Genomic DNA, 17,664 nt, shown 5'->3' with positions numbered 1-17,664 from the left:
TCAAGAAAAATAGTCCAGCGCTACTGCTTCTGCTACTTTAATCCCATCCACTCCAGCAGATAAGATGCCACCGGCATATCCAGCCCCCTCGCCAGCTGGGTAGAGTCCTTTAATATTCAAGCTCTGAAAGTTTGATCCTCGAGTAATGCGCAAAGGTGATGAAGTTCTAGTCTCAACGCCCGTGAGAACAGCATCCTTCATTGAAAAACCTTTAATTTGCTTTTCAAATTCAGGCAAGGCCTCACGAATAGCTTCAATCACATAAGCAGGCAAGGCTTGTGCTAAGTCAGTCAAATGAACACCTGGCTTATAGGATGGCAGTACGCTTCGAAACTCAGTTGAAGCCTTGCCCTCTAAAAAATCTCCCACTAATTGCCCTGGAGCCTCATATGTGCCACCACCAAGTTCAAATGCTTTTGACTCCAGTTGACGCTGAAACTCAAGTCCAGCAAGCGGTCCGCCTGGATAGTCTTCTGGAGTAATGCCAACAACGATGCCAGCATTTGCATTGCGCTCGTTACGAGAATATTGACTCATCCCATTAGTAACAACGCGATTAGGTTCTGAAGTTGCAGCAACTACAGTTCCACCGGGGCACATACAAAAACTATAAACGGCTCGTCCGTTCTTGGCGTGGTGTACCAACTTGTAATCTGCAGCGCCAATTAATTCATTACCTGCATGGGGCCCTAAACGCGCCTTATCAATCAAGGATTGAGGATGCTCAATACGAAATCCCACCGAGAAGGGCTTGGCTTCCATGAACACGCCTGCATCATGCAGAGCCTTAAAAGTATCACGTGCACTATGACCCAAAGCCAACACTACGTGCTTAGCCTGCAAATCAGGCTGTCCTTCAATTTTGACTCCAGTAATTTGATCGCTCTCAATATCAAACCCAATCACTTTTTGAGAAAAACGAATTTCACCACCCAGATCAATAATTTCTTGACGCATTTTTTCAACTACGCCAACTAGGCGGAAAGTGCCAATATGGGGTTTTGCCACGTATTGAATTTCTGCTGGCGCGCCCGCTTTGACAAACTCCTTAATCACCTTACGACCATAGAACTTCGGATCTTTAATTTGACTATAGAGCTTGCCATCGGAAAACGTTCCAGCACCACCCTCACCAAACTGGACATTAGACTCAGGATTCAAAATATTTTTGCGCCACAAACCCCAAGTATCTTGAGTGCGCTCTCGCACCTGCTTGCCGCGCTCAAGCACGATAGGCTTAAATCCCATTTGCGCCAAAATCAAAGCAGCAAAGATGCCACAAGGACCAAAACCAATCACTACAGGTCGTAATACTTTGCCGGAGCTTATAGACTCAGGTGCCTTAGCTACGAAGTGATAACTAGTATCTGGCGAGAGTCTGACATGAGTGTCGTTCGCAAACTTTTTGAGCACCGTTGCTTCATTTTTGACTGAAAGATCTACTGTATAAATGAAGGCTAGAGCAACATTCTTACGCGCATCATAGCTACGCTTAAAGATTGCAAAAGAAATTAAATCTTTTGATGATAAATTCAGACGCTTCAGAATCGCCAGCTCAAGATCATCTGGAGCATGAGCAATGGGTAAACGCAGTTCGGTGATACGGATCATGGGGCTCTACGGTACATAGTCATTTTCTTATTCGGCTTTCGCGCCGGAAGCTTTTACTACATTAGCCATACGTACATAATCCCTCACCAATAGCTGATTGAAGTCATTAGGTGATAAGTTGCCAATTTCAATACCTTGGCGGCGCATACGTTCAATAATCTCTGGCTGCTTTAATAACTTACTCATTTCAGATTGCATCTTCGTGATGATTTTATTCGGAGTACTAGCTGGAGCAAGTAGCCCAAACCAGCTATCAAAGACATAGCCTTTCAAGGTATCGCCAATTGGAGGAACACCAGGCACAAATGGTGAAGGTTTTTCTGAGGAAACGCCCAAGAAACGAATCCGTGAATCATTAGCAAAAGGCAATGCCGCTACATTAGCAGCAATGACTGCTTGAGCACGTCCTGCTAACAACTCGGTAATAGCGTCTCCCGTACCCTTGGTTGGAATATGCACCAGCTGAATTCCGGCCATACTATTAAAGTAAGCCATGGCCAAATGTGAAGCACTGCCATTGCCGGCGCTGGCATAGTTATATTGCCCTGGGTTTGCTTTTGCTAAGGCAATAAACTCTGCAACAGACTTCGCTGGAAACTCTGCATTGGTCATCATGATGTAACTACTAGTACCAATATATGCTGCGCCCGTAAAATCTTTTATCGGATCAAAACTGATTTTATTAAATAGGCTGCCATTAATGTTATGACTTGCGGCTGCCATTAAAAAGGTATATCCATCGGGCGCAGACTTTCCTACAATGCCAGTGCCAACCGTACCACCTGCACCTGCTTTGTTTTCAACCACGACTGGTTCACCTAGTGCTGAACCTAATTCATTGGAAAATGATCTTGCCAAAGCATCCTGAACACTTCCCGGAGAAAAAGGTACGATGATCTTCATGGGCTTACTCGGCCATACATCTGCCGCTAATGCTGCATGATGAAAACTGGCAGCACAAGTACCTATCAAGAAAATCGCTGCAATGCGAATTTTCCAAGTAATAGCAGTGTTCATAGGAGCCCCAGGGGAAGAATAAATTACTAAAATGATACGGCAATCTGAGGTGCCACCATTTAAAGGCGATAATGCCGTATGGCTCTCCGCGCAACTATTCATAAAGTCGACCTTCATGTCGCAGATTCAGACCGCCACTACTATGGCAGTCATTCTCTAACCATCGCAAAGCACCCCTCTGAAACTGAGGAGCGAATGATGGTCAGAATCATCGCTTTTGCATTACAGGCCCATGAAGACCTCGTCTTCACTAAAGGCTTGAGCGATACCGATGAACCTGATTTATGGATTAAAGATCTGACAGATGCTATTAAGCTCTGGATTGAAATTGGTCAACCCGATGAACGGCGCATTCTCAAAGCTTGTGGAAGGGCAGACGAAGTCGTTGTGTATTGCTATGGTGGACATACTAGCAAAATCTGGTGGGATGGCATTGCCAACAAACTAAATCGTGCTCGCAATCTACAAGTCATTTCCATTCCCGCAGAACAGGCTAAAGAGCTCAATAAGCTGGTTGAGCGCAGCATGGTCATCCACGTCAATATTCAAGATGGTGAAGCCTATATTTCGTCCGATCAAGGCCAGGTGACCATCACCCCAGAAATCTGGCGCTCCAATCAAAGCTAGACTAAATGAAGTCCGTTGTCTTTGATACCAATGTCTTATTAGATATCTTTGTATTTAATGACTTCAGAGCAATTCATCTCAAGCAGGCACTTATTAATGGGCAGATTCATGCTTTAGCAAGCCCAAAAACTTTTGAAGAGCTTGCTGATGTTGTTAGTCGCCCCCTCTTCTGTCTTGAACAAATTCATCAAGAAAATATACTTACTGAGTGGCGCAGTTTAGCTAGAACCATAGATGATGAAATCTTGATTAACGCACCATGGCAATGTCGTGATCCAGATGATCAAGTCTTTTTAAACATTGCTTATACGGCAAAGCCCTGCATGTTGATCAGCAAAGACAATGAAGTCCTCAGGCTAGCGAATAAAGCCACAAAGGAAGGTGTTTACATCACCTCTGACTACAACGCTATTTTGGAGTGAACGCTTTATAGACTTTGAGCAGCCCTCGCTGCTATCTCAAATGATTTGAGACGCGCTTGATGATCAAAGATCTGGCCAGTAAATAAGATTTCATTTGCACCGGTGCGATCTAACCAAGTGCGTATTCCTTTTTTAATCGTCTCGATTGAACCCACCAAAGAACATTGCAAAGTGTGTGCTGCCGCTGCTTTTTCATGGGGTTCACAAAACCCATCCAGATCAGCAATTGGCGGGGGTAGTTGACCACGAGTATTGCGACGCATGCGCACTACATTTTGTTGCAAGCTTGTAAACAGATGCTCCGCCTCTTCATCGGTATCGGCAGCTACCACATTCATGACAAATGCAGAATAAGGTTTCGCTTGTTGCGTAGATGGTTTAAAGAGTTCACGATAAATCGACATCGCCTCTAACAGCTGCTCAGGCGCAAAATGAGATGCAAAGGCATACGGTAAACCAAAATGAGCGGCTAATTGAGCACCATAAAGACTAGAGCCTAAGATCCAAATTGGCACATTAGTATCGGCTCCTGGAATCGCTTTTACAGACTGCCCCTCCTGAATAGGTCCAAAGTAATGCTGTAGTTCGCGCACGTCTTGGGGGAAGCGATCATCACTGCCTAGTAAATCACGACGCAATGCGCGCGCTGTCATTTGATCGGTTCCAGGTGCTCGGCCTAAGCCCAACTCAATACGGCCAGGATATAGGGATTCTAGAGTGCCAAATTGTTCTGCAATCACTAGAGGAGCATGATTGGGGAGCATCACGCCACCAGAGCCTACTTTGATATGAGACGTACCCGCTGCCAAGTATCCAAGCAATACAGCCGTTGCAGAGCTAGCATTACCAGTCATATTGTGATGCTCTGCTACCCAATAGCGGGTATAGCCCCACCTCTCAGCATGCTGCGCCACATCCAAGGAGTTTCGCAGCGCATCGGCGGCAGTAAACCCCTGTGGAATGGGAGATATATCTAGAATGGAGTAGGGGATGGAATTTGCCATCACCAAATCATACCTAGAAAGTGCGTTTTATGAGTAAACCCAAAATGGCTGATCCTGATGATGGACTTTTTAAACCTGGAGCAAAGTTGAGACATGTAAAGACCGGTGGATTTTATAAGGTCGCTTTTCTAGCAAATATTGAAGCCACTCTAGAGCCAGCTTATGTCTATGAATCACTCCAATCGCACGATTTTTGGATTAGACCCAAAGCTGAAATGGAAGATGGTCGATTTGAGCTTGTTACTAAATAAGGCGCCGCCAATGACTGATGACAGAATTACCAACCTCGAAATTAAACTCAGTTTTACTGAGGACCTTATTGAGAAACTCAATGAGACTGTCTATAAACAACAACAGCAAATTGAGTTTCTGTATCGCGAACTCAAGGCCATTAAAGAGCAAGCTAGCAGTGGTGGTGCAGGTAGTGGTAGCTTAAAAGATGATATTCCGCCACATTATTAGATCGGCTGATACTATGTATAAACACTAGGCCAATCATTATTAATAATAAAGGGATAAATTATGGGTAACTTAATGCCATTTCTAATTCAATGGGGTTTAACTTCCTTGTCTCTATGGGTGGCTAGTTATATCTTTAGCGGACTGCGATTTGCTGATGGCGGCTCGCTATTAATCGCCGCCCTGCTTCTCGGCTTTGCTAATGCCATCGTGAAGCCTCTGCTGATATTGCTAACATTACCATTGACCGTGTTGACCTTGGGCCTCTTCTTATTGGTAGTAAATGCCTTGGTGTTAATGCTGGTATCAGCAGTAGTAAGTGGCTTTACGATCTCCAGCTTTTGGACCGCATTCTTTGCCAGTATCTTTATTTCTTTGTTTAGCCTATTTGTGAGCGGCTTAGTTTTTTAACTAGTTAGCACCTGGATAAATATCTGACCAAGAATGTAGCGCTGCCTTACAAGGCTGGACCGCATTCTTGGTAGCGATAGATTTAGCATTCTCAGCCAAGATCGTTGCCCCACCCGTCAGAATTCCTAAGCCAATCGATATAGCGCTATTCACTACGCCTTCTTTATTGACGCCTGCCTGAGGATTGAGCAAGGTTCCCTGAAGCTTCACTAAGCCCGCTAAATTGACACCCGTTGTCAGTCCAGATTTTTCTCTAGGATCAATCTTGATATTTAAAGCCTCTGTTTTTAAATCTACTGAGCCAGATAGCACCATATCCAAACGATCTGTTACCACCCCAATAGAATCATTCAAGGCGACCTGGCCATTACCGACTGGTAGATAGACAACTGCGCACTCTAACAGGGTTTGATCAGTTTGCTTACGCATTGGATTCACGGCATTCATAATCGTGATGAGGAGATCACCACCACCATCGATAAAGCGAGAATCTAGGCTACCTTTACCAATTGAAACTTGCGCTGCACCATTTGCCCGACTCGCTAATTGATGCATCGAAATTCCAGTACTGCGAAGATTAAAGGCAAGCTCTGTATCTCCACCCTTGACCTTCGTATTAGCATCAACTGCATCCATCAGCTGCTCCAGAGTAAATCCCTTTGCCATACCTTTCATTGAAATGAGCGGATTAGGACCTTGAAATTCAGCAAGGCTAGCGCGCACTTGAGCAGCACCTTTGCCAAGACCGAAAGAGAGATCATTGACATCGATTTTAGGACCATTAAAAACAAAGATTCCTTTTAAATCTGTCAGCGGCACATGACCCGGAATACTCAGCTCTTGAATATTGATAGCAAGCTTTCCACTAGCATAGGGCAACATATCGAATGGCAAGGCTTCATCACTAAAGAAAAACTTTCCACGTGGTTTTGAAGAGGGAGAACTTTTAGCACCACTAGCGCCAGCGAGGACTGCTGAGCCAGCTAAGGGAGCAAACTCAAAAGCTTTAGAGCTCAGATTGATATTAAAGTTTGGCAAGCTCTTAGGCTTTTTATCTATTTCGCCATTGATGGCCAAGGTTTTGCCATTCACTGTGAGATCAAAATCTAAGGGCAGTTTGACGGGGCTCAGATCCCAGTTGTCTAAAGCATTATGCAAATTACTAGTCCTGCCTTTAATCAGTAATTGATAGTTGGCGTACTGCGCTTGACCCACTATCTCTGTTTTATTGCTACTACCCACTAGCGATAACTTAGACAGCAGAATAGATTTAGGTTCAGCGCCAAAACCTTCATAACTCAAATGTGCATCTGTAATGCTGAAATTTTTAATCCTGACAGGGTCAACTTGGTCTGAGGTCGAACTTGATGCAGCTACAGAACTATTCGATGGTGACTGAGTCGCATTGCTCACCTTAGCTCCCAATGAAACTGGTGGCGAGAAATCCCAGTTACCGTCGCCGGCTTTATTGGTCTGTAATTGTGCCTCTACACCATTCAGATTAATCGCATTGAATACAACCTCTTTTCTTAACAAGGGGAGTAATTCGATATCTAACTCCACATGCTTGACCGTCAACATATCAGTGTTACCAGCCCACGATGCATTACTCAATGAAACTTTCTGTGCCTCAATCCCTAGTGAGGGAAATAATTTCAGGCTAACAGGTCCAGCAATCTTCAAATCACGGCCGGTAGCGTCTTTCACGGAGGAACTCAGCAATTGCGTTAACTGAGCTGGGTTGATCGACGATGCTGCATACCAAATGCCTAAAGTAGCGATAGCAACAATAGATGCCAAAAAGAGTAAGAAGAGTTTGAGAGATTTGTTCATTACATCTTCATTTTAAATGGGCACAAATAACTTACCTAAATGCCCCGCCTGTCAAGAAGAGCTTAGCTACCCCGATGGGGATAACGATGTTTGTGGCCAATGTAGCCATGAGGTGGGCGCACAACAGAAGCAGGCAATCAGTTGCTCAAAGCCTGCTTCCTCAAGAAAGATAACCCCTCTATTGGGCGCTGGCTTTCTTAAGCACTGCGTAAATCTGGTCTTTTAGCAGCAACTTTTCTTTCTTTAGAGTTTCAATTTCCTCTGGCGTACTCGGCTCTTTATGGTCTTCCATCCGCAGAATCTTGGCATCCAGGTTATTGTGTTTATCAAACAGATGGGAAAAGTGACGGTCCGTTGTCTTTAGCTTGGTGATTAATTCGCGATATTCTGGAAACATAGATTCCCTCATTCAAAAGTGACTGGGTTTATTCATAATGCGTAGTTTCAGTGTATCAATGCCTACCCAAGAGAACAATAAGCTAGGCAATATTTTTATTCTGCCCCACGTAATATATTTAGCAGGAAAAACCCCATATAGGCTTAGTATTTATTGCAATTAATTTGCAGTAATATCTATCAGTGCTGATGCACATTAACTACCAAAAATGAAGGGTAATAGACCATGGCTACAAAGAAGTCACCAGCAAAAAAGAAAGTAGCGACCAAGGTGGTAAAAAAAGCCCCTACAAAGAAAGCTGTTAAGAAGGTAGCTGCTAAAAAAGTAGCCTCTAAAAAGACGGTAAAAAAGGTAGTGAAACCTGCTGCTAAAAAAGCGGTAGCTAAGAAGCCCACTAAGAAACCAGCAGCGAAGAAAGTTAACAAAAAGGCTAGCACTAAACCTGTTGCCAAATCATCTAAGGTTGATCAATATGGTCTAGAAAAAGATGATGAGTTTTATGGTCTCTACTTCGCTAAATCGACTAACAAAGGGTTGGTAGAGGTAAAGCCCTGCACTTTCTCTCTCATGTATTGGTGGAAAGGTTTGCTTGGCTACCCTGACATGATCGAAATCTCTAAAGGCAGCAATACGGCAATGTTGCAGTTTGAGTCTACTTTTGGTGGTGGCGATTCAGGTGAGACTGAGTTAACTGAACAAGATGTTTTGGATATTGATCACATCATTGAAGTAGATGAAGAAGAGATGTTGATTTCGCTCTACTCCTATGTACCAATCCCAGTACCAGAGAAATTAGTTGGTGCATTAAGCTTATCCATCCTTAATATCAATCCTGAAACCCGCTATGGCAATCTAGAACTTTGCTCAACGGAGAATGAAGAAGGTGAAACTGAGCACTTCCTGCGTTATCGTGCAGCGACTTATCTACGCGGCATTAAGTCAGGCAAAGTAGAAGCCATTGAAAGCATGGTCACTAATGGCTCTGAGTTCTTTGGTCTTGCCTTAGATGCTATGTGTGTCAATAAATCTATTAAGAAATGGTTGCTTAGCTAAGCGCTTCATCTCACTTAATTTAAGATTCATCTACACAAATAGTTGTACGTCATCGGAAAGCGGTCATTGACCGTTTTCCGACTATCAATAATCGTCGCAGTTCGTTTTCCGAGCTTCTTGCACTCTGCTACCGCCATTTCCTGAGCTTCTTCTTCCTTGGCATCCTTTGGAGAATGCACGCCAATAGTTCCATCAGACTGCTGATAAACACCAAATCTGCTCGGTGGTGTTGAGCAGGCAAGCAAGACGACGCCCATACATACCAAGAAAAGCCGACTCAATACAGCTGTAAAACTAGCCATGTTTTTACCTTGCAATTAAATTACCCCAATCTATGCTTGCATATAGCCATATCGCAGATTGGTTCTACCATCACCAAACTCGTCATAACTAAATTTAGCCAGAGCCACCTTATCCCCTGCAAGCGCACTGCGTTGTGCTTGAGTAAAGTGATAGAGTCGCGCTGAGTTATCGCCAAAGATAGCGCGTTTGACTGGTCCATCAGCAGAACCTAAAGGGCTAAAACCATACTTCTTTTGCATATCCTCTGGGATCTCAAGACGGCGTAAGGCTTCAATCTGCCATTGCGGTGATCCTGTCCAGATGGCATCGGTTCCCCAGACAACGTGATCAGAACCAAGGCCCTGAATAAGTTGACCTAACATCGCAGCACAGAGTCTTGGTTCAGCAATAGTACTCTGAGCAAAGATTTGTCCTAAATCACCATAGACATTATTGACACCGGCTTTTTGAGGAATCTGTGCCAAGTCAGTTACCCAGTCAATTCGGCCTGTGCGCCTGAACTGCTGCCAACCCTCATCCCAAGTGCCACCTGTATAGCGAAAGGCGGAGTGATAAATTACGAAATTTAATTGTGGCCAATCTTTTGCCGCTTTGGCAACGTCATCGACTTTTGCATAGGGCAATAGATGTGGGTACTGTTGTGTTACAGACGGGGGATATAAACCTTTATGCACACAAACGTTCGCAATACTTGGCTGCGTCTTACTCCACTTTGCTAGCTTTTCATAAAAGGGATACAGCAACTTCTCATCATCAAGCCGCCAAGGATGTGTAGAAAGTTGTTTATTGGTGTTATCGCCAATGGTGTAGCCTTTAAATGAATCTGGCTTGAGGTTTTCATAATCCGCTTCTGCTTTTTCTAGCCATCCAGGTGTTCCGGGCATGAAAATTGCATGTGAGAACATACGCTTAGTACCAGCCTCTTGGTTTACTGTTTTACGGGCCTGCGCCTTCATTTCATTGGTTAAAAACCAATCCCGCGGATCTTCAGAGCCTGATCCAGAAATTAAGGCGACTTTAGTATCACTATCTAAGAAGACCTCTTTAAAATAGTTTGCAAATTTCAAATCATCTAAAGTTTGTGGCTTGCCTGCAAGGGCGGGATTCCAAGCTGCCTTCCCCACTGCCTCGCGTGATCTGACAAATCCCTCTAAACGAGTGTCATCTCGCAGATAGTGAGTATGCATATCCATGATGAATTGACTTTTGAGCGATGCAGCGCGTTCGTTTGCCAGTTCTGGTGTTGCTGCTTCAGCGTGACTAACCCCATAAAGCGGGCCAAAGGTTTCATTCATGGCAACAAAGGCTGCTGCCATTCCTGCGGCACCTTGAAAGAATCTCCGGCGAGAGACCCCTTGATGCTTGGCAAGTCTTGAGCCAAGTTCTTTAATACGCTTCTCAAGCTCTTTTTGCTTAGGAGTTTGTATAGACGGCATAAACTCATCGCTTGATATCGCTTGAGTAGGAATGGGTGAGCGAAATTTAGCAGTTTCTGCAGGTATTAATTTTTCTATCTCATCGGGTGTCATCATGATATGAGCTTCCTTTAACCGTTCGAGATCTTACTCACTAAAAATAAGATCGTTGATAGATTTAAGCACTTTTTTGATAATTTGGCGGAGAGGGAGTCAAAAAATTCACCCTCCGTGTAAGTCTACCATTACCCATACAGCCCATGTAATACATGGCTTACAGGGTAACCCTACTCCAATCTAACCCATTCAAGTTCACTAAAATCTACGTTTAACTGGTGGGTACAGTGGTGGGTAGATTGAGCGCTAATCATGATGATAAACAAGGAGTGAAAGGTCCTCGCAAGGCCTCTTTCACTGCACGTGGAATTATCTCAGCCAATAAGCCTGGATACCATGCTGATCCAGAAAATAAAGGACTTTATCTTCAGGTTACTAACACCCCCAGTGGTATTGCTCGTAGCTGGATCTTTCGCTTTACTAGCCCAATAACTCTTAAACGTAGAGAAATGGGAATTGGCCCAATCGAGTCCTGTTCGCTGGCTAACGCTAGATTGAAGGCGTTAGATCTGCGTCGCCTCATTCTTGATGGGACTGACCCACTTGAACAAAGAATCGCCAAGCGATCAAATGCTATCGAGGCAAATGTCCATACGATTACCTTTGCAGCTGCTGCAGAAAGATGCATTCAGGCCAAGAAAGTTGAATGGTCGAATAGCAAACATCAAGATCAATGGACCAGTACGATAAATAAGTTCGTATCACCCATCATTGGCAAACTAAGAGTCGACCACATAAGCACTAGTCATGTTGTCAGAGTTCTTGAACAAGATATCAAAAACAAAAACGGTGAAGTAGAAGGTACGTTTTGGAATGTGCGTACTGAAACTGCTACTAGGGTTCGTCAACGAATTGAGGTGATATTTGATTGGTGCAAAGCGCATCAATACATGCAAGGTGAAAATCCAGCGCGTTACCAAGGTGCACTTAGTCACTTATTGCCCAAAGCAAGCAAGATCAAGAAGAGTATTCACCACCCCGCTCTTCCATTTCAAAGGATTGGAGAATTTATATCTGACCTACGTACTCATTCGGGATTTTCGGCACTTGCATTGGAGCTATTGATTCTGACTGCGAGCAGAACCAGTGAAGTAATCGAAGCTAAGTGGGATGAGTTTGATTTGGAAGCTAAAGTTTGGACAATTCCAGCGGAGCGTATGAAGGCTGGCAAGGAACATCGCGTCCCACTAAATACAAGAGCCATGGAAATCCTTGGACAACTTAAAGAAATGCGAGTGAATTCGTATTTATTCCCGAGCACCCTACACAAGGATCGTCCACTATCGAATATGGCCTTGCTTTCAATGATGAGGAAGATACCAAAGTACGGTGAATATGTCCCTCATGGATTTAGATCTACATTTAGGGATTGGGCTGCAGAAACAACGGAATACTCAAATGAGACTGTTGAGCTGGCCTTAGCGCACACTATTAAGAATAAGGCTGAGGCCGCATATAGAAGGCAGGATCAGCTAGATAAGAGAGCAAGACTAATGGAGGATTGGGTAAGCTTTCTTAAGGCTGCACCTTATTTAAAAAAGTTTTGACATGCTTTACATTTACCGCAAGTGCTTGTGGAAGCATAAATTGAGTTTCTTCTAAAATTTGATTATCTTCATCTAAAACACTTGATATTTGTGCTGGCAACAAGTGGTAACTAACATTGGCAATAATTATCCCCTGAAGTTGAAATTTTTCATCATTAGAAACTATCGGAGCTCCACTTGCGCCTTTTAGCGCAGGAAAAGACAACTCTAAAATATCATCACCTGCACCTTGATATTGAGATACCAAGTTCAATGTTCGAGTTATATTTCCAATTCTTGTGGCTGGAGAGATATGAATTTGATTGCCTTGTGTGCGTGTTGTTCCATACTCAAATGTGCAAAGTAGCTGATTTAGATGTGCAATATTTGGCGCTAACTCTAAAACTGCTGCAGGCTTGAAGTCCAATACATCAAGAAGAGCAAGATCATGAAATGAGTCTCTAGCCACTATTTTGGCAACATAAATTCTTTGAAGATTCGAAACAATCGATATTCCAAATGCTCCCTGCCAATCCTTAATCACATGATCCGCAGTGATTAATAGTGGAGGACTGCCGATAAACGAGCCCGTACCTAAAAATTGAACTACCTCTCCTTTTTGCCCGATTGCATAGATTGGGACTATAAGCTCATGAGGATTCAAGACCATACCAACTCCTATTTACAGTAAAGAAACAGTCTATACCCTCCTTTCAAAATGTGGCACATCTACAAATCCTTTGAAGTTTCCTCCCCATTTATTCTTAATGTTTAGGCTTTCCCAGTATTCACCAACTGTACGGATCAATTCTTTATCCCAAATCAGTTTTCCATTCCAGAAGAAATTGAGATCGATAGCGCAGCGTCTTAAGTGATTACTATTCATGGTCTTTGATCTACCGCTTTTGAAGTAGATCTCTTGCTGCTCTGGAGACCTCCAGAGCTCTCCTCCTGTGATGACCCACCCCTCTGCTGTAGCAAACTGGATAAGGCGACTAACATCCATAAGAAATGCCGCTTGCTCTGCAACTAAACCACTCATGCCTGCTCTTCTTTTTTATTTGAGCTATTCATACGCATCTCAAAGATCTTCTCTACCGACCTTCCCCCAAAGTAAGCCAACATGACTAACTGGCCCCATTCACCTAGGAGCTTTACATAAGCTTCATTAATATCTATCCCCATTGCTGAAAGAAGTGCGAACAAAAGATAAGCAGTCAGAATATAAACAAGCGTTCCTGGCCTGATGTTCTTTGATAACTTTGAATCGCTACCCATATCGGATTGCCAGCGCTGCGTGGCATTCTCTTGTGAAGAACGATGCATCTCCGCCAGAAGCTTGGATTCCTCAATCTCCAACTCCTTTTGCTTGAGCGTGTATTGCAAAAGGAGTTGCTCTTGTTCAATCTCTAACTGTTTAAGCTTAATGAGATCCTCATGACTGGGATTATCCGGAATACGCGCCCCAATCTTGCTCTCAATGAATTCCTTGCCTTTGGCTTGTACTGCCCCCGCAAGTAAACCAAGGCCATTGACGGCCAAGGTTTGTACTAGAGAGGTGATGATTGGAAGCATGGAATGAGTTCTTTTCTTGATGCTTGGAATATGGAAGTCCACCGCCCCGCTACCGCCAAAGCTTTTAATTGATGCTGGCAGTGGGGCGCAGTTACGCGCGCCCACACACCATCGTTACTTCAACACCCACAGCCGCACCCAAACACTGGCCGCTAGCGGCGATCTTCCCTACTGCTAGCGTTTCTTGGCTCCTTTGCTTTCTTGTGTTGAATCTAGCTCGTGAGCTTTTTCTAATGTTTGCTCTTGAGCCGGGAGTTTTCCTTCAGCCATTAGCCCCTGTACGATCTCCATAAGGCGATCACCATCATCTTCACCAAAGACTTTGGCCACAACTTCATGGCCATACTTGGCGCATAAGCGGTCATACTCCTGCTCTGGAGTAATGGTGGTCTTTGATGGGCGCTCGAACACCGTGACATTCTCGCGCCCAAACAGATTTCGAAGGATGTTGGTTTCATACGGTGGTACGTGCACATGGATAGTCGTGAATGCATCTCTACGCACTACCGCTTCCACCTCTTTAATTTGGAAGTCGCTATGAATGAGTTCTTTATTTGTCATATGAGCATCCTTTATTGAATGGCCAATACCGCATGGGCATTAGCTCGTGAAATAGATAAAGCGCAACGTAGGTTCACCATGGCGTACATGGCTAGCGTGTCGTGCGGGCGAATCGGGGCAACGATATCTAGGTCGTCGTCACGCAACTTCATAAAGCGGGTATTGAGGAAATAACAGCGTTTACTCCACTCCACCGTGCGATTGGCCATGGCATCAAGCTCATCAAACTGCGGATCCCAGATGATCTCTACGCCTTTGAAGGCTAAGCCAGTGTTAACACCTGCACCTACGCCAGCATCGATGTACTTGGTTTCACCTGATCCAGCGATATGGGTCACTGTCACCTGCTTACGATAGGTATCAATGAACTTACCCCCAGCGATGATGAAATCCGGGCTACCACCATGCTTAATACATTGGCGCCATGCGGTCTCCATCTCACCCACCAAGTTACCTGGCGTAGTTGAAGCGATGTCTTTAACTGCGTAGTTACGCCAGTAGCTTGCTTTGGCTCGATCGATTCCGCCTACTGTGCCGGCATCTGGCGCTAGGCTGACAAGGCTATCTAGGCCTACTACCGCATCGGCGCCATGTGAGCCGTCGCGGTGAAGCTCAAGATCTAGCTTATTAAGGAATCCTTCTCGTAGGACTTCTAGCTGCTCATCCAAGAGATTGATCAATTGCACGCGCTCGTTGTATTCCAACTGAAAGCCTCGCGCGCCACCCTCACGCACTTTGATACCGTTACTGAATAAGCGGTCATAGTCGATATAGAGACCATCAACTGCTCTGCGCCATGGGAATGATGCTTGCTCAGTGGTATTACGCTTATTGAACTTGACCGTCTCCTCCCCAAATGCCCAGGTGAAGTTACTCCCATGCTCTTTGCGAATGTTCTCAACCACATTCTGTTTGGCCCCTAATAGACTCTTGCGCCCTTGCATTAGTTTTTTAAGGAAAGGTCTCTCTACGGCTATTTGGTCTACCGGTAGATTGCGCAAGTACTCATCTAAGGAGACCTTAGCTAGCTCTTGCAAGTCTGTATTTGAAATCGGCATATGCCACCCCTATCTGTATTTATGAATTAGTTGGATTCATCCTGATTGATAGGGCGTGAAACTATCCATTGCTACGCTGCTAGTCGCGACTCTAGCGATAACGCGTTAGACGAATCAGTAGCTAGAGCTATTAACTCTTGCTACGTGTATTGATTATTGGGGCTGCACAAGCTTGGTTTGAATATTTCTGGGGTTTTTGTTGTTCGCGAGTTGTCTTTATGCCCAAGGTGTCATTGCGCCACCTTGGGCATAAAAGAGCGTTTCTTTGGTGGTGCCCATCAAGGGTTCGCAAGCCACCCCTTTGGGGTGCCCTTGACGGAAGGTATTCATGGGTAATATGAATATGTATACCCCCTTAATTTAGTTAAATTCAAATCACATAACTCTCTGTTATTTATAGTATTTAATCAATATTTACCATTACAAAAATAGGACATTTATGTCATATTTTTGTGTATAATGAGAGCATCAATACAGAAAGGAGGCCAAGATGGCTAGAGCAACAACCAAAGACCGGATTTTGGCCAGCTTACGCAATTCCAAAGGCAAGGTCTTCTTGCGTGACGATTTCAATCGGTTCGGCACCTACCGCCAGGTCTGTCGTGTGATGAAAGAGCTATCAGACGAGGGTAAGTTAATGCGTCTAGGCTACGGCACCTATGTAAAGGCGCGCCCCTCTTCTATATCCGGCAAACCAGTAGCAGATGAGAGCCTAATTAATATTGGGCTTGAAGTCATGAAAAAGTTAGACATTAAAGCTGATGTGGGTAAAGAGATGCGCGCTCTGATTGAGGGTGATAGCACTCAGGTACCAATGCTTCCCATCGTCAACGTTGGTAACTCTCGAGTCTGCCGAAAATTATCTGTTGGTAATCGTAGCCTAGTCTATGAAAAAAGTTAACGACATCCAGCGACTCCAAGTCTTGGATGTAATTAATGAGTTTGGACTTGGCATATCGGAATTCGCACTAGAAAAAGACTACATGGTTACCGATGCTTTGGCCTCGCTTGCCAACATCAATAATCCAGATTTTGAATTGGTCTTCTGTGGTGGTACCTGCCTCTCCAAAGCCTATGGTCTATTGGATAGAGTCTCTGAAGATGTAGATATCAAAGCTATCCCAAAATCCTCACAGGAATTGACGAGGAGCAAAATCCGCTCAAGCATGAGTAAGCTCAAAGATAGCCTTGAAGCAGCAATGAACTCGGCTGGCTTTAAATCGGAGTTTATTTCAAGAGATGCTAAGGACGATAACAACTTCATATCATTCGATATCCAGTACTCATCCCACTTTCAGGTAAGCCCAGGTATGCGGGCTAATTTAAAACTGGAAGTAAGTTACAGCCCCTTACGACTACCAAAGCAAGATAAAGAAATTGCCCTGCTCTTTGATTCCTTAGCAAGCATGAATACCGGCCCTAGATTTTCAATTCCATGCGTAGATTTGAGAGAAGCTCTAGCTGAGAAACTCATTACCTTCCCAAGACGTCTGGCCCTATCATTGGCCAAAACTGATGAAAAGGTAGATAACGCCTTAGTTCGTCATCTGTACGATGTTTATCAGATCATCGTAAAAAACCCCAACCTCCTAAAGAATGATCTGGAACTATTGACTAATTTGGTAGCCCAAGTCATTCAAAAAGATGGGTTGGACTTTGCTAGGCAGCATGATGCGTTTGTCAAAGATCCAATGGGTGAGATCAAGAAGGCAATGAAATACGCTAAAGACGATCCACATACCAAGCAGACCTATGATGAATTCATCAAGGTTATGGTCTATGACAAGAATGCACCTTCTTTTGAAGATGCATTCTCACAGTTTTCCCAAACCCTGAATCTAGCTATACCGACCCTTTCTCAATAGAAGGCTAAATTCCCATATTGCCCAGATGCTGGGCTATCCGATCCATTGGCTCTTCAGAGCTCGCTACTGGCGCTCCTAGAGTAGCCGTTCTCGACCGAATAGGTTGAGGCTTATAACTTATAGGCTTTACCTTAGACCAGTCTTTTGGCTGAAGATCAATCGCGTTATAGATTGCATCTATCGTAGGCCGCCATTGCGAAACTTGATTGTTCTGCACGAAGACATTCATATAGAAGGGATCTTGCATATACTTTAGGAATAGCTGTGACTTATCTAAATAATCTGAACTGCTGTCAATTTAGGTCCATTACCAAAGAGAGTTTTTCTATAGTAAATCATTGCAGCATCATAGGTTGATTCTGGATGATTCTGGGTACTTGGGTTTGGGGTGCTGGTGGTCTGTAACCTAA

Annotated in this window: 22 protein-coding genes; 9 read left to right on the top strand and 13 right to left on the bottom strand. The window is 44.2% G+C overall.

Translation table 11 applies throughout. The annotated features are described in order from the left end of the window. Both ICN21_RS01135 and ICN21_RS01130 read right to left on the bottom strand, forming a co-directional pair. Complete coding sequence (locus ICN21_RS01135; protein WP_216176134.1) at nucleotides 1–1,611, bottom strand: NAD(P)/FAD-dependent oxidoreductase; 1,611 nt, start codon at nucleotides 1,609–1,611, stop codon at nucleotides 1–3. Nucleotides 1,612–1,638: 27 nt separating this feature from the next. Further along, nucleotides 1,639–2,628, bottom strand: a complete 990-nt coding sequence (locus ICN21_RS01130) for a tripartite tricarboxylate transporter substrate-binding protein (RefSeq protein WP_216176132.1) — start codon at nucleotides 2,626–2,628, stop codon at nucleotides 1,639–1,641. Nucleotides 2,629–2,706: 78 nt separating this feature from the next. Between ICN21_RS01130 and ICN21_RS01125 the strand changes: the two genes are divergently transcribed. Together ICN21_RS01125 and ICN21_RS01120 are read left to right on the top strand one after the other, a co-directional pair. Continuing rightward, complete coding sequence (locus tag ICN21_RS01125) at nucleotides 2,707–3,255, top strand: YaeQ family protein (RefSeq protein WP_215296674.1); 549 nt, start codon at nucleotides 2,707–2,709, stop codon at nucleotides 3,253–3,255. A 5-nt stretch (nucleotides 3,256–3,260) separates the two neighbouring features. Further along, nucleotides 3,261–3,677 carry a putative toxin-antitoxin system toxin component, PIN family gene (locus ICN21_RS01120; protein ID WP_215296673.1) on the top strand — a complete coding sequence of 139 codons (417 nt, stop codon included), beginning with the start codon at nucleotides 3,261–3,263 and terminating at the stop codon, nucleotides 3,675–3,677. A 5-nt stretch (nucleotides 3,678–3,682) separates the two neighbouring features. Here ICN21_RS01120 and ICN21_RS01115 read toward each other — a convergent pair whose 3' ends face one another. Further along, nucleotides 3,683–4,681, bottom strand: coding sequence for an LLM class flavin-dependent oxidoreductase (locus ICN21_RS01115; RefSeq protein WP_216176130.1), 999 nt, complete (start codon nucleotides 4,679–4,681; stop codon nucleotides 3,683–3,685). Between the two features lie 29 nt (nucleotides 4,682–4,710). On the opposite strand from ICN21_RS01115, the gene ICN21_RS01110 reads away from it, so the two are divergent. The 3 genes from ICN21_RS01110 to ICN21_RS01100 are packed head-to-tail and all read left to right on the top strand — an operon-like array spanning nucleotide 4,711 to nucleotide 5,551. Continuing rightward, nucleotides 4,711–4,932 (top strand): hypothetical protein, encoded by a 222-nt coding sequence (locus ICN21_RS01110; protein ID WP_215296671.1) that lies wholly within the window; start codon nucleotides 4,711–4,713, stop codon nucleotides 4,930–4,932. 10 nt (nucleotides 4,933–4,942) lie between these two features. Continuing rightward, complete coding sequence (locus ICN21_RS01105; protein WP_216124062.1) at nucleotides 4,943–5,143, top strand: SlyX family protein; 201 nt, start codon at nucleotides 4,943–4,945, stop codon at nucleotides 5,141–5,143. A gap of 57 nt (nucleotides 5,144–5,200) precedes the next feature. Continuing rightward, complete coding sequence (locus ICN21_RS01100; RefSeq protein ID WP_215297330.1) at nucleotides 5,201–5,551, top strand: phage holin family protein; 351 nt, start codon at nucleotides 5,201–5,203, stop codon at nucleotides 5,549–5,551. On the opposite strand, the gene ICN21_RS01095 is transcribed toward ICN21_RS01100, so the two are convergent. Next, a complete protein-coding gene (locus tag ICN21_RS01095; protein ID WP_216176128.1) occupies nucleotides 5,552–7,384 on the bottom strand; it encodes an AsmA family protein in 1,833 nt (610 codons plus the stop codon). It lies immediately after the preceding gene. Nucleotides 7,385–7,562: 178 nt separating this feature from the next. Continuing rightward, nucleotides 7,563–7,781, bottom strand: coding sequence for a YdcH family protein (locus tag ICN21_RS01090; protein WP_216124060.1), 219 nt, complete (start codon nucleotides 7,779–7,781; stop codon nucleotides 7,563–7,565). A gap of 225 nt (nucleotides 7,782–8,006) precedes the next feature. On the opposite strand from ICN21_RS01090, the gene ICN21_RS01085 reads away from it, so the two are divergent. Beyond that, entirely contained in the window at nucleotides 8,007–8,834 is an 828-nt protein-coding gene (locus tag ICN21_RS01085; protein ID WP_216176126.1) for a hypothetical protein, read from the top strand. Nucleotides 8,835–8,860: 26 nt separating this feature from the next. Here ICN21_RS01085 and ICN21_RS01080 read toward each other — a convergent pair whose 3' ends face one another. Further along, nucleotides 8,861–9,115 carry a hypothetical protein gene (locus ICN21_RS01080; RefSeq protein WP_255534157.1) on the bottom strand — a complete coding sequence of 85 codons (255 nt, stop codon included), beginning with the start codon at nucleotides 9,113–9,115 and terminating at the stop codon, nucleotides 8,861–8,863. A 51-nt stretch (nucleotides 9,116–9,166) separates the two neighbouring features. After that, nucleotides 9,167–10,669, bottom strand: a complete 1,503-nt coding sequence (locus ICN21_RS01075) for an amidohydrolase family protein (RefSeq protein ID WP_216176124.1) — start codon at nucleotides 10,667–10,669, stop codon at nucleotides 9,167–9,169. A 239-nt stretch (nucleotides 10,670–10,908) separates the two neighbouring features. On the opposite strand from ICN21_RS01075, the gene ICN21_RS01070 reads away from it, so the two are divergent. Then, the gene (locus ICN21_RS01070; RefSeq protein WP_216176122.1) at nucleotides 10,909–12,216 is read left to right on the top strand and encodes a site-specific integrase; all 1,308 of its coding nucleotides are present in this window, start codon (nucleotides 10,909–10,911) and stop codon (nucleotides 12,214–12,216) included. Here the strand turns inward: ICN21_RS01070 and ICN21_RS01065 are convergent. From ICN21_RS01065 to ICN21_RS01045, 5 genes are all read right to left on the bottom strand, one after another. Then, nucleotides 12,185–12,865 (bottom strand): serine protease, encoded by a 681-nt coding sequence (locus tag ICN21_RS01065; RefSeq protein WP_216176120.1) that lies wholly within the window; start codon nucleotides 12,863–12,865, stop codon nucleotides 12,185–12,187. The two genes, ICN21_RS01070 and ICN21_RS01065, sit on opposite strands and share 32 nt — an antisense overlap. Nucleotides 12,866–12,895: 30 nt before the next feature. Further along, complete coding sequence (locus ICN21_RS01060) at nucleotides 12,896–13,237, bottom strand: M15 family metallopeptidase (protein ID WP_216176118.1); 342 nt, start codon at nucleotides 13,235–13,237, stop codon at nucleotides 12,896–12,898. Continuing rightward, entirely contained in the window at nucleotides 13,234–13,875 is a 642-nt protein-coding gene (locus ICN21_RS01055; protein WP_216176116.1) for a hypothetical protein, read from the bottom strand. Before ICN21_RS01055 ends, ICN21_RS01060 begins: the two co-directional genes overlap by 4 nt. A gap of 69 nt (nucleotides 13,876–13,944) precedes the next feature. After that, entirely contained in the window at nucleotides 13,945–14,331 is a 387-nt protein-coding gene (locus ICN21_RS01050; RefSeq protein WP_216176114.1) for a hypothetical protein, read from the bottom strand. Nucleotides 14,332–14,342: 11 nt separating this feature from the next. Further along, nucleotides 14,343–15,389 carry a phage major capsid protein gene (locus ICN21_RS01045; protein ID WP_216176111.1) on the bottom strand — a complete coding sequence of 349 codons (1,047 nt, stop codon included), beginning with the start codon at nucleotides 15,387–15,389 and terminating at the stop codon, nucleotides 14,343–14,345. Between the two features lie 490 nt (nucleotides 15,390–15,879). Between ICN21_RS01045 and ICN21_RS01040 the strand changes: the two genes are divergently transcribed. Both ICN21_RS01040 and ICN21_RS01035 read left to right on the top strand, forming a co-directional pair. After that, a complete protein-coding gene (locus tag ICN21_RS01040; RefSeq protein WP_216176109.1) occupies nucleotides 15,880–16,290 on the top strand; it encodes a DUF6088 family protein in 411 nt (136 codons plus the stop codon). After that, entirely contained in the window at nucleotides 16,277–17,254 is a 978-nt protein-coding gene (locus ICN21_RS01035) for a nucleotidyl transferase AbiEii/AbiGii toxin family protein (protein WP_216176107.1), read from the top strand. The genes ICN21_RS01040 and ICN21_RS01035 overlap by 14 nt, the downstream gene beginning before the upstream one ends. Nucleotides 17,255–17,258: 4 nt before the next feature. Here ICN21_RS01035 and ICN21_RS01030 read toward each other — a convergent pair whose 3' ends face one another. Then, nucleotides 17,259–17,501: a hypothetical protein gene (locus ICN21_RS01030; RefSeq protein WP_216176105.1), complete on the bottom strand. Its 243-nt coding sequence runs from the start codon at nucleotides 17,499–17,501 to the stop codon at nucleotides 17,259–17,261. Between the last annotated feature and the right edge of the window lie 163 nt (nucleotides 17,502–17,664).

The sequence above is a fragment of the Polynucleobacter sp. AP-Feld-500C-C5 genome (assembly GCF_018882265.1).
Taxonomy (GTDB): Bacteria; Pseudomonadota; Gammaproteobacteria; order Burkholderiales; family Burkholderiaceae; genus Polynucleobacter.
Note: the sequence above shows the minus strand (reverse complement) of the source record. Positions and strands in the feature narration are given on the sequence as shown.

Bases quoted from the DNA above. Each gene is read 5' to 3' on its own strand.
- ICN21_RS01135 (WP_216176134.1), bottom strand. From the start codon at position 1,611: ATGATCCGTATCACCGAACTGCGTTTACCCATTGCTCATGCTCCAGAT.
- ICN21_RS01130 (WP_216176132.1), bottom strand. From the start codon at position 2,628: ATGAACACTGCTATTACTTGGAAAATTCGCATTGCAGCGATTTTCTTG.
- ICN21_RS01125 (WP_215296674.1), top strand. From the start codon at position 2,707: ATGGCTCTCCGCGCAACTATTCATAAAGTCGACCTTCATGTCGCAGAT.
- ICN21_RS01120 (WP_215296673.1), top strand. From the start codon at position 3,261: ATGAAGTCCGTTGTCTTTGATACCAATGTCTTATTAGATATCTTTGTA.
- ICN21_RS01115 (WP_216176130.1), bottom strand. From the start codon at position 4,681: ATGGCAAATTCCATCCCCTACTCCATTCTAGATATATCTCCCATTCCA.
- ICN21_RS01110 (WP_215296671.1), top strand. From the start codon at position 4,711: ATGAGTAAACCCAAAATGGCTGATCCTGATGATGGACTTTTTAAACCT.
- ICN21_RS01105 (WP_216124062.1), top strand. From the start codon at position 4,943: ATGACTGATGACAGAATTACCAACCTCGAAATTAAACTCAGTTTTACT.
- ICN21_RS01095 (WP_216176128.1), bottom strand. From the start codon at position 7,384: ATGAACAAATCTCTCAAACTCTTCTTACTCTTTTTGGCATCTATTGTT.
- ICN21_RS01090 (WP_216124060.1), bottom strand. From the start codon at position 7,781: ATGTTTCCAGAATATCGCGAATTAATCACCAAGCTAAAGACAACGGAC.
- ICN21_RS01085 (WP_216176126.1), top strand. From the start codon at position 8,007: ATGGCTACAAAGAAGTCACCAGCAAAAAAGAAAGTAGCGACCAAGGTG.
- ICN21_RS01075 (WP_216176124.1), bottom strand. From the start codon at position 10,669: ATGATGACACCCGATGAGATAGAAAAATTAATACCTGCAGAAACTGCT.
- ICN21_RS01065 (WP_216176120.1), bottom strand. From the start codon at position 12,865: ATGGTCTTGAATCCTCATGAGCTTATAGTCCCAATCTATGCAATCGGG.
- ICN21_RS01060 (WP_216176118.1), bottom strand. From the start codon at position 13,237: ATGAGTGGTTTAGTTGCAGAGCAAGCGGCATTTCTTATGGATGTTAGT.
- ICN21_RS01050 (WP_216176114.1), bottom strand. From the start codon at position 14,331: ATGACAAATAAAGAACTCATTCATAGCGACTTCCAAATTAAAGAGGTG.
- ICN21_RS01045 (WP_216176111.1), bottom strand. From the start codon at position 15,389: ATGCCGATTTCAAATACAGACTTGCAAGAGCTAGCTAAGGTCTCCTTA.
- ICN21_RS01040 (WP_216176109.1), top strand. From the start codon at position 15,880: ATGGCTAGAGCAACAACCAAAGACCGGATTTTGGCCAGCTTACGCAAT.
- ICN21_RS01035 (WP_216176107.1), top strand. From the start codon at position 16,277: ATGAAAAAAGTTAACGACATCCAGCGACTCCAAGTCTTGGATGTAATT.
- ICN21_RS01030 (WP_216176105.1), bottom strand. From the start codon at position 17,501: ATGCAAGATCCCTTCTATATGAATGTCTTCGTGCAGAACAATCAAGTT.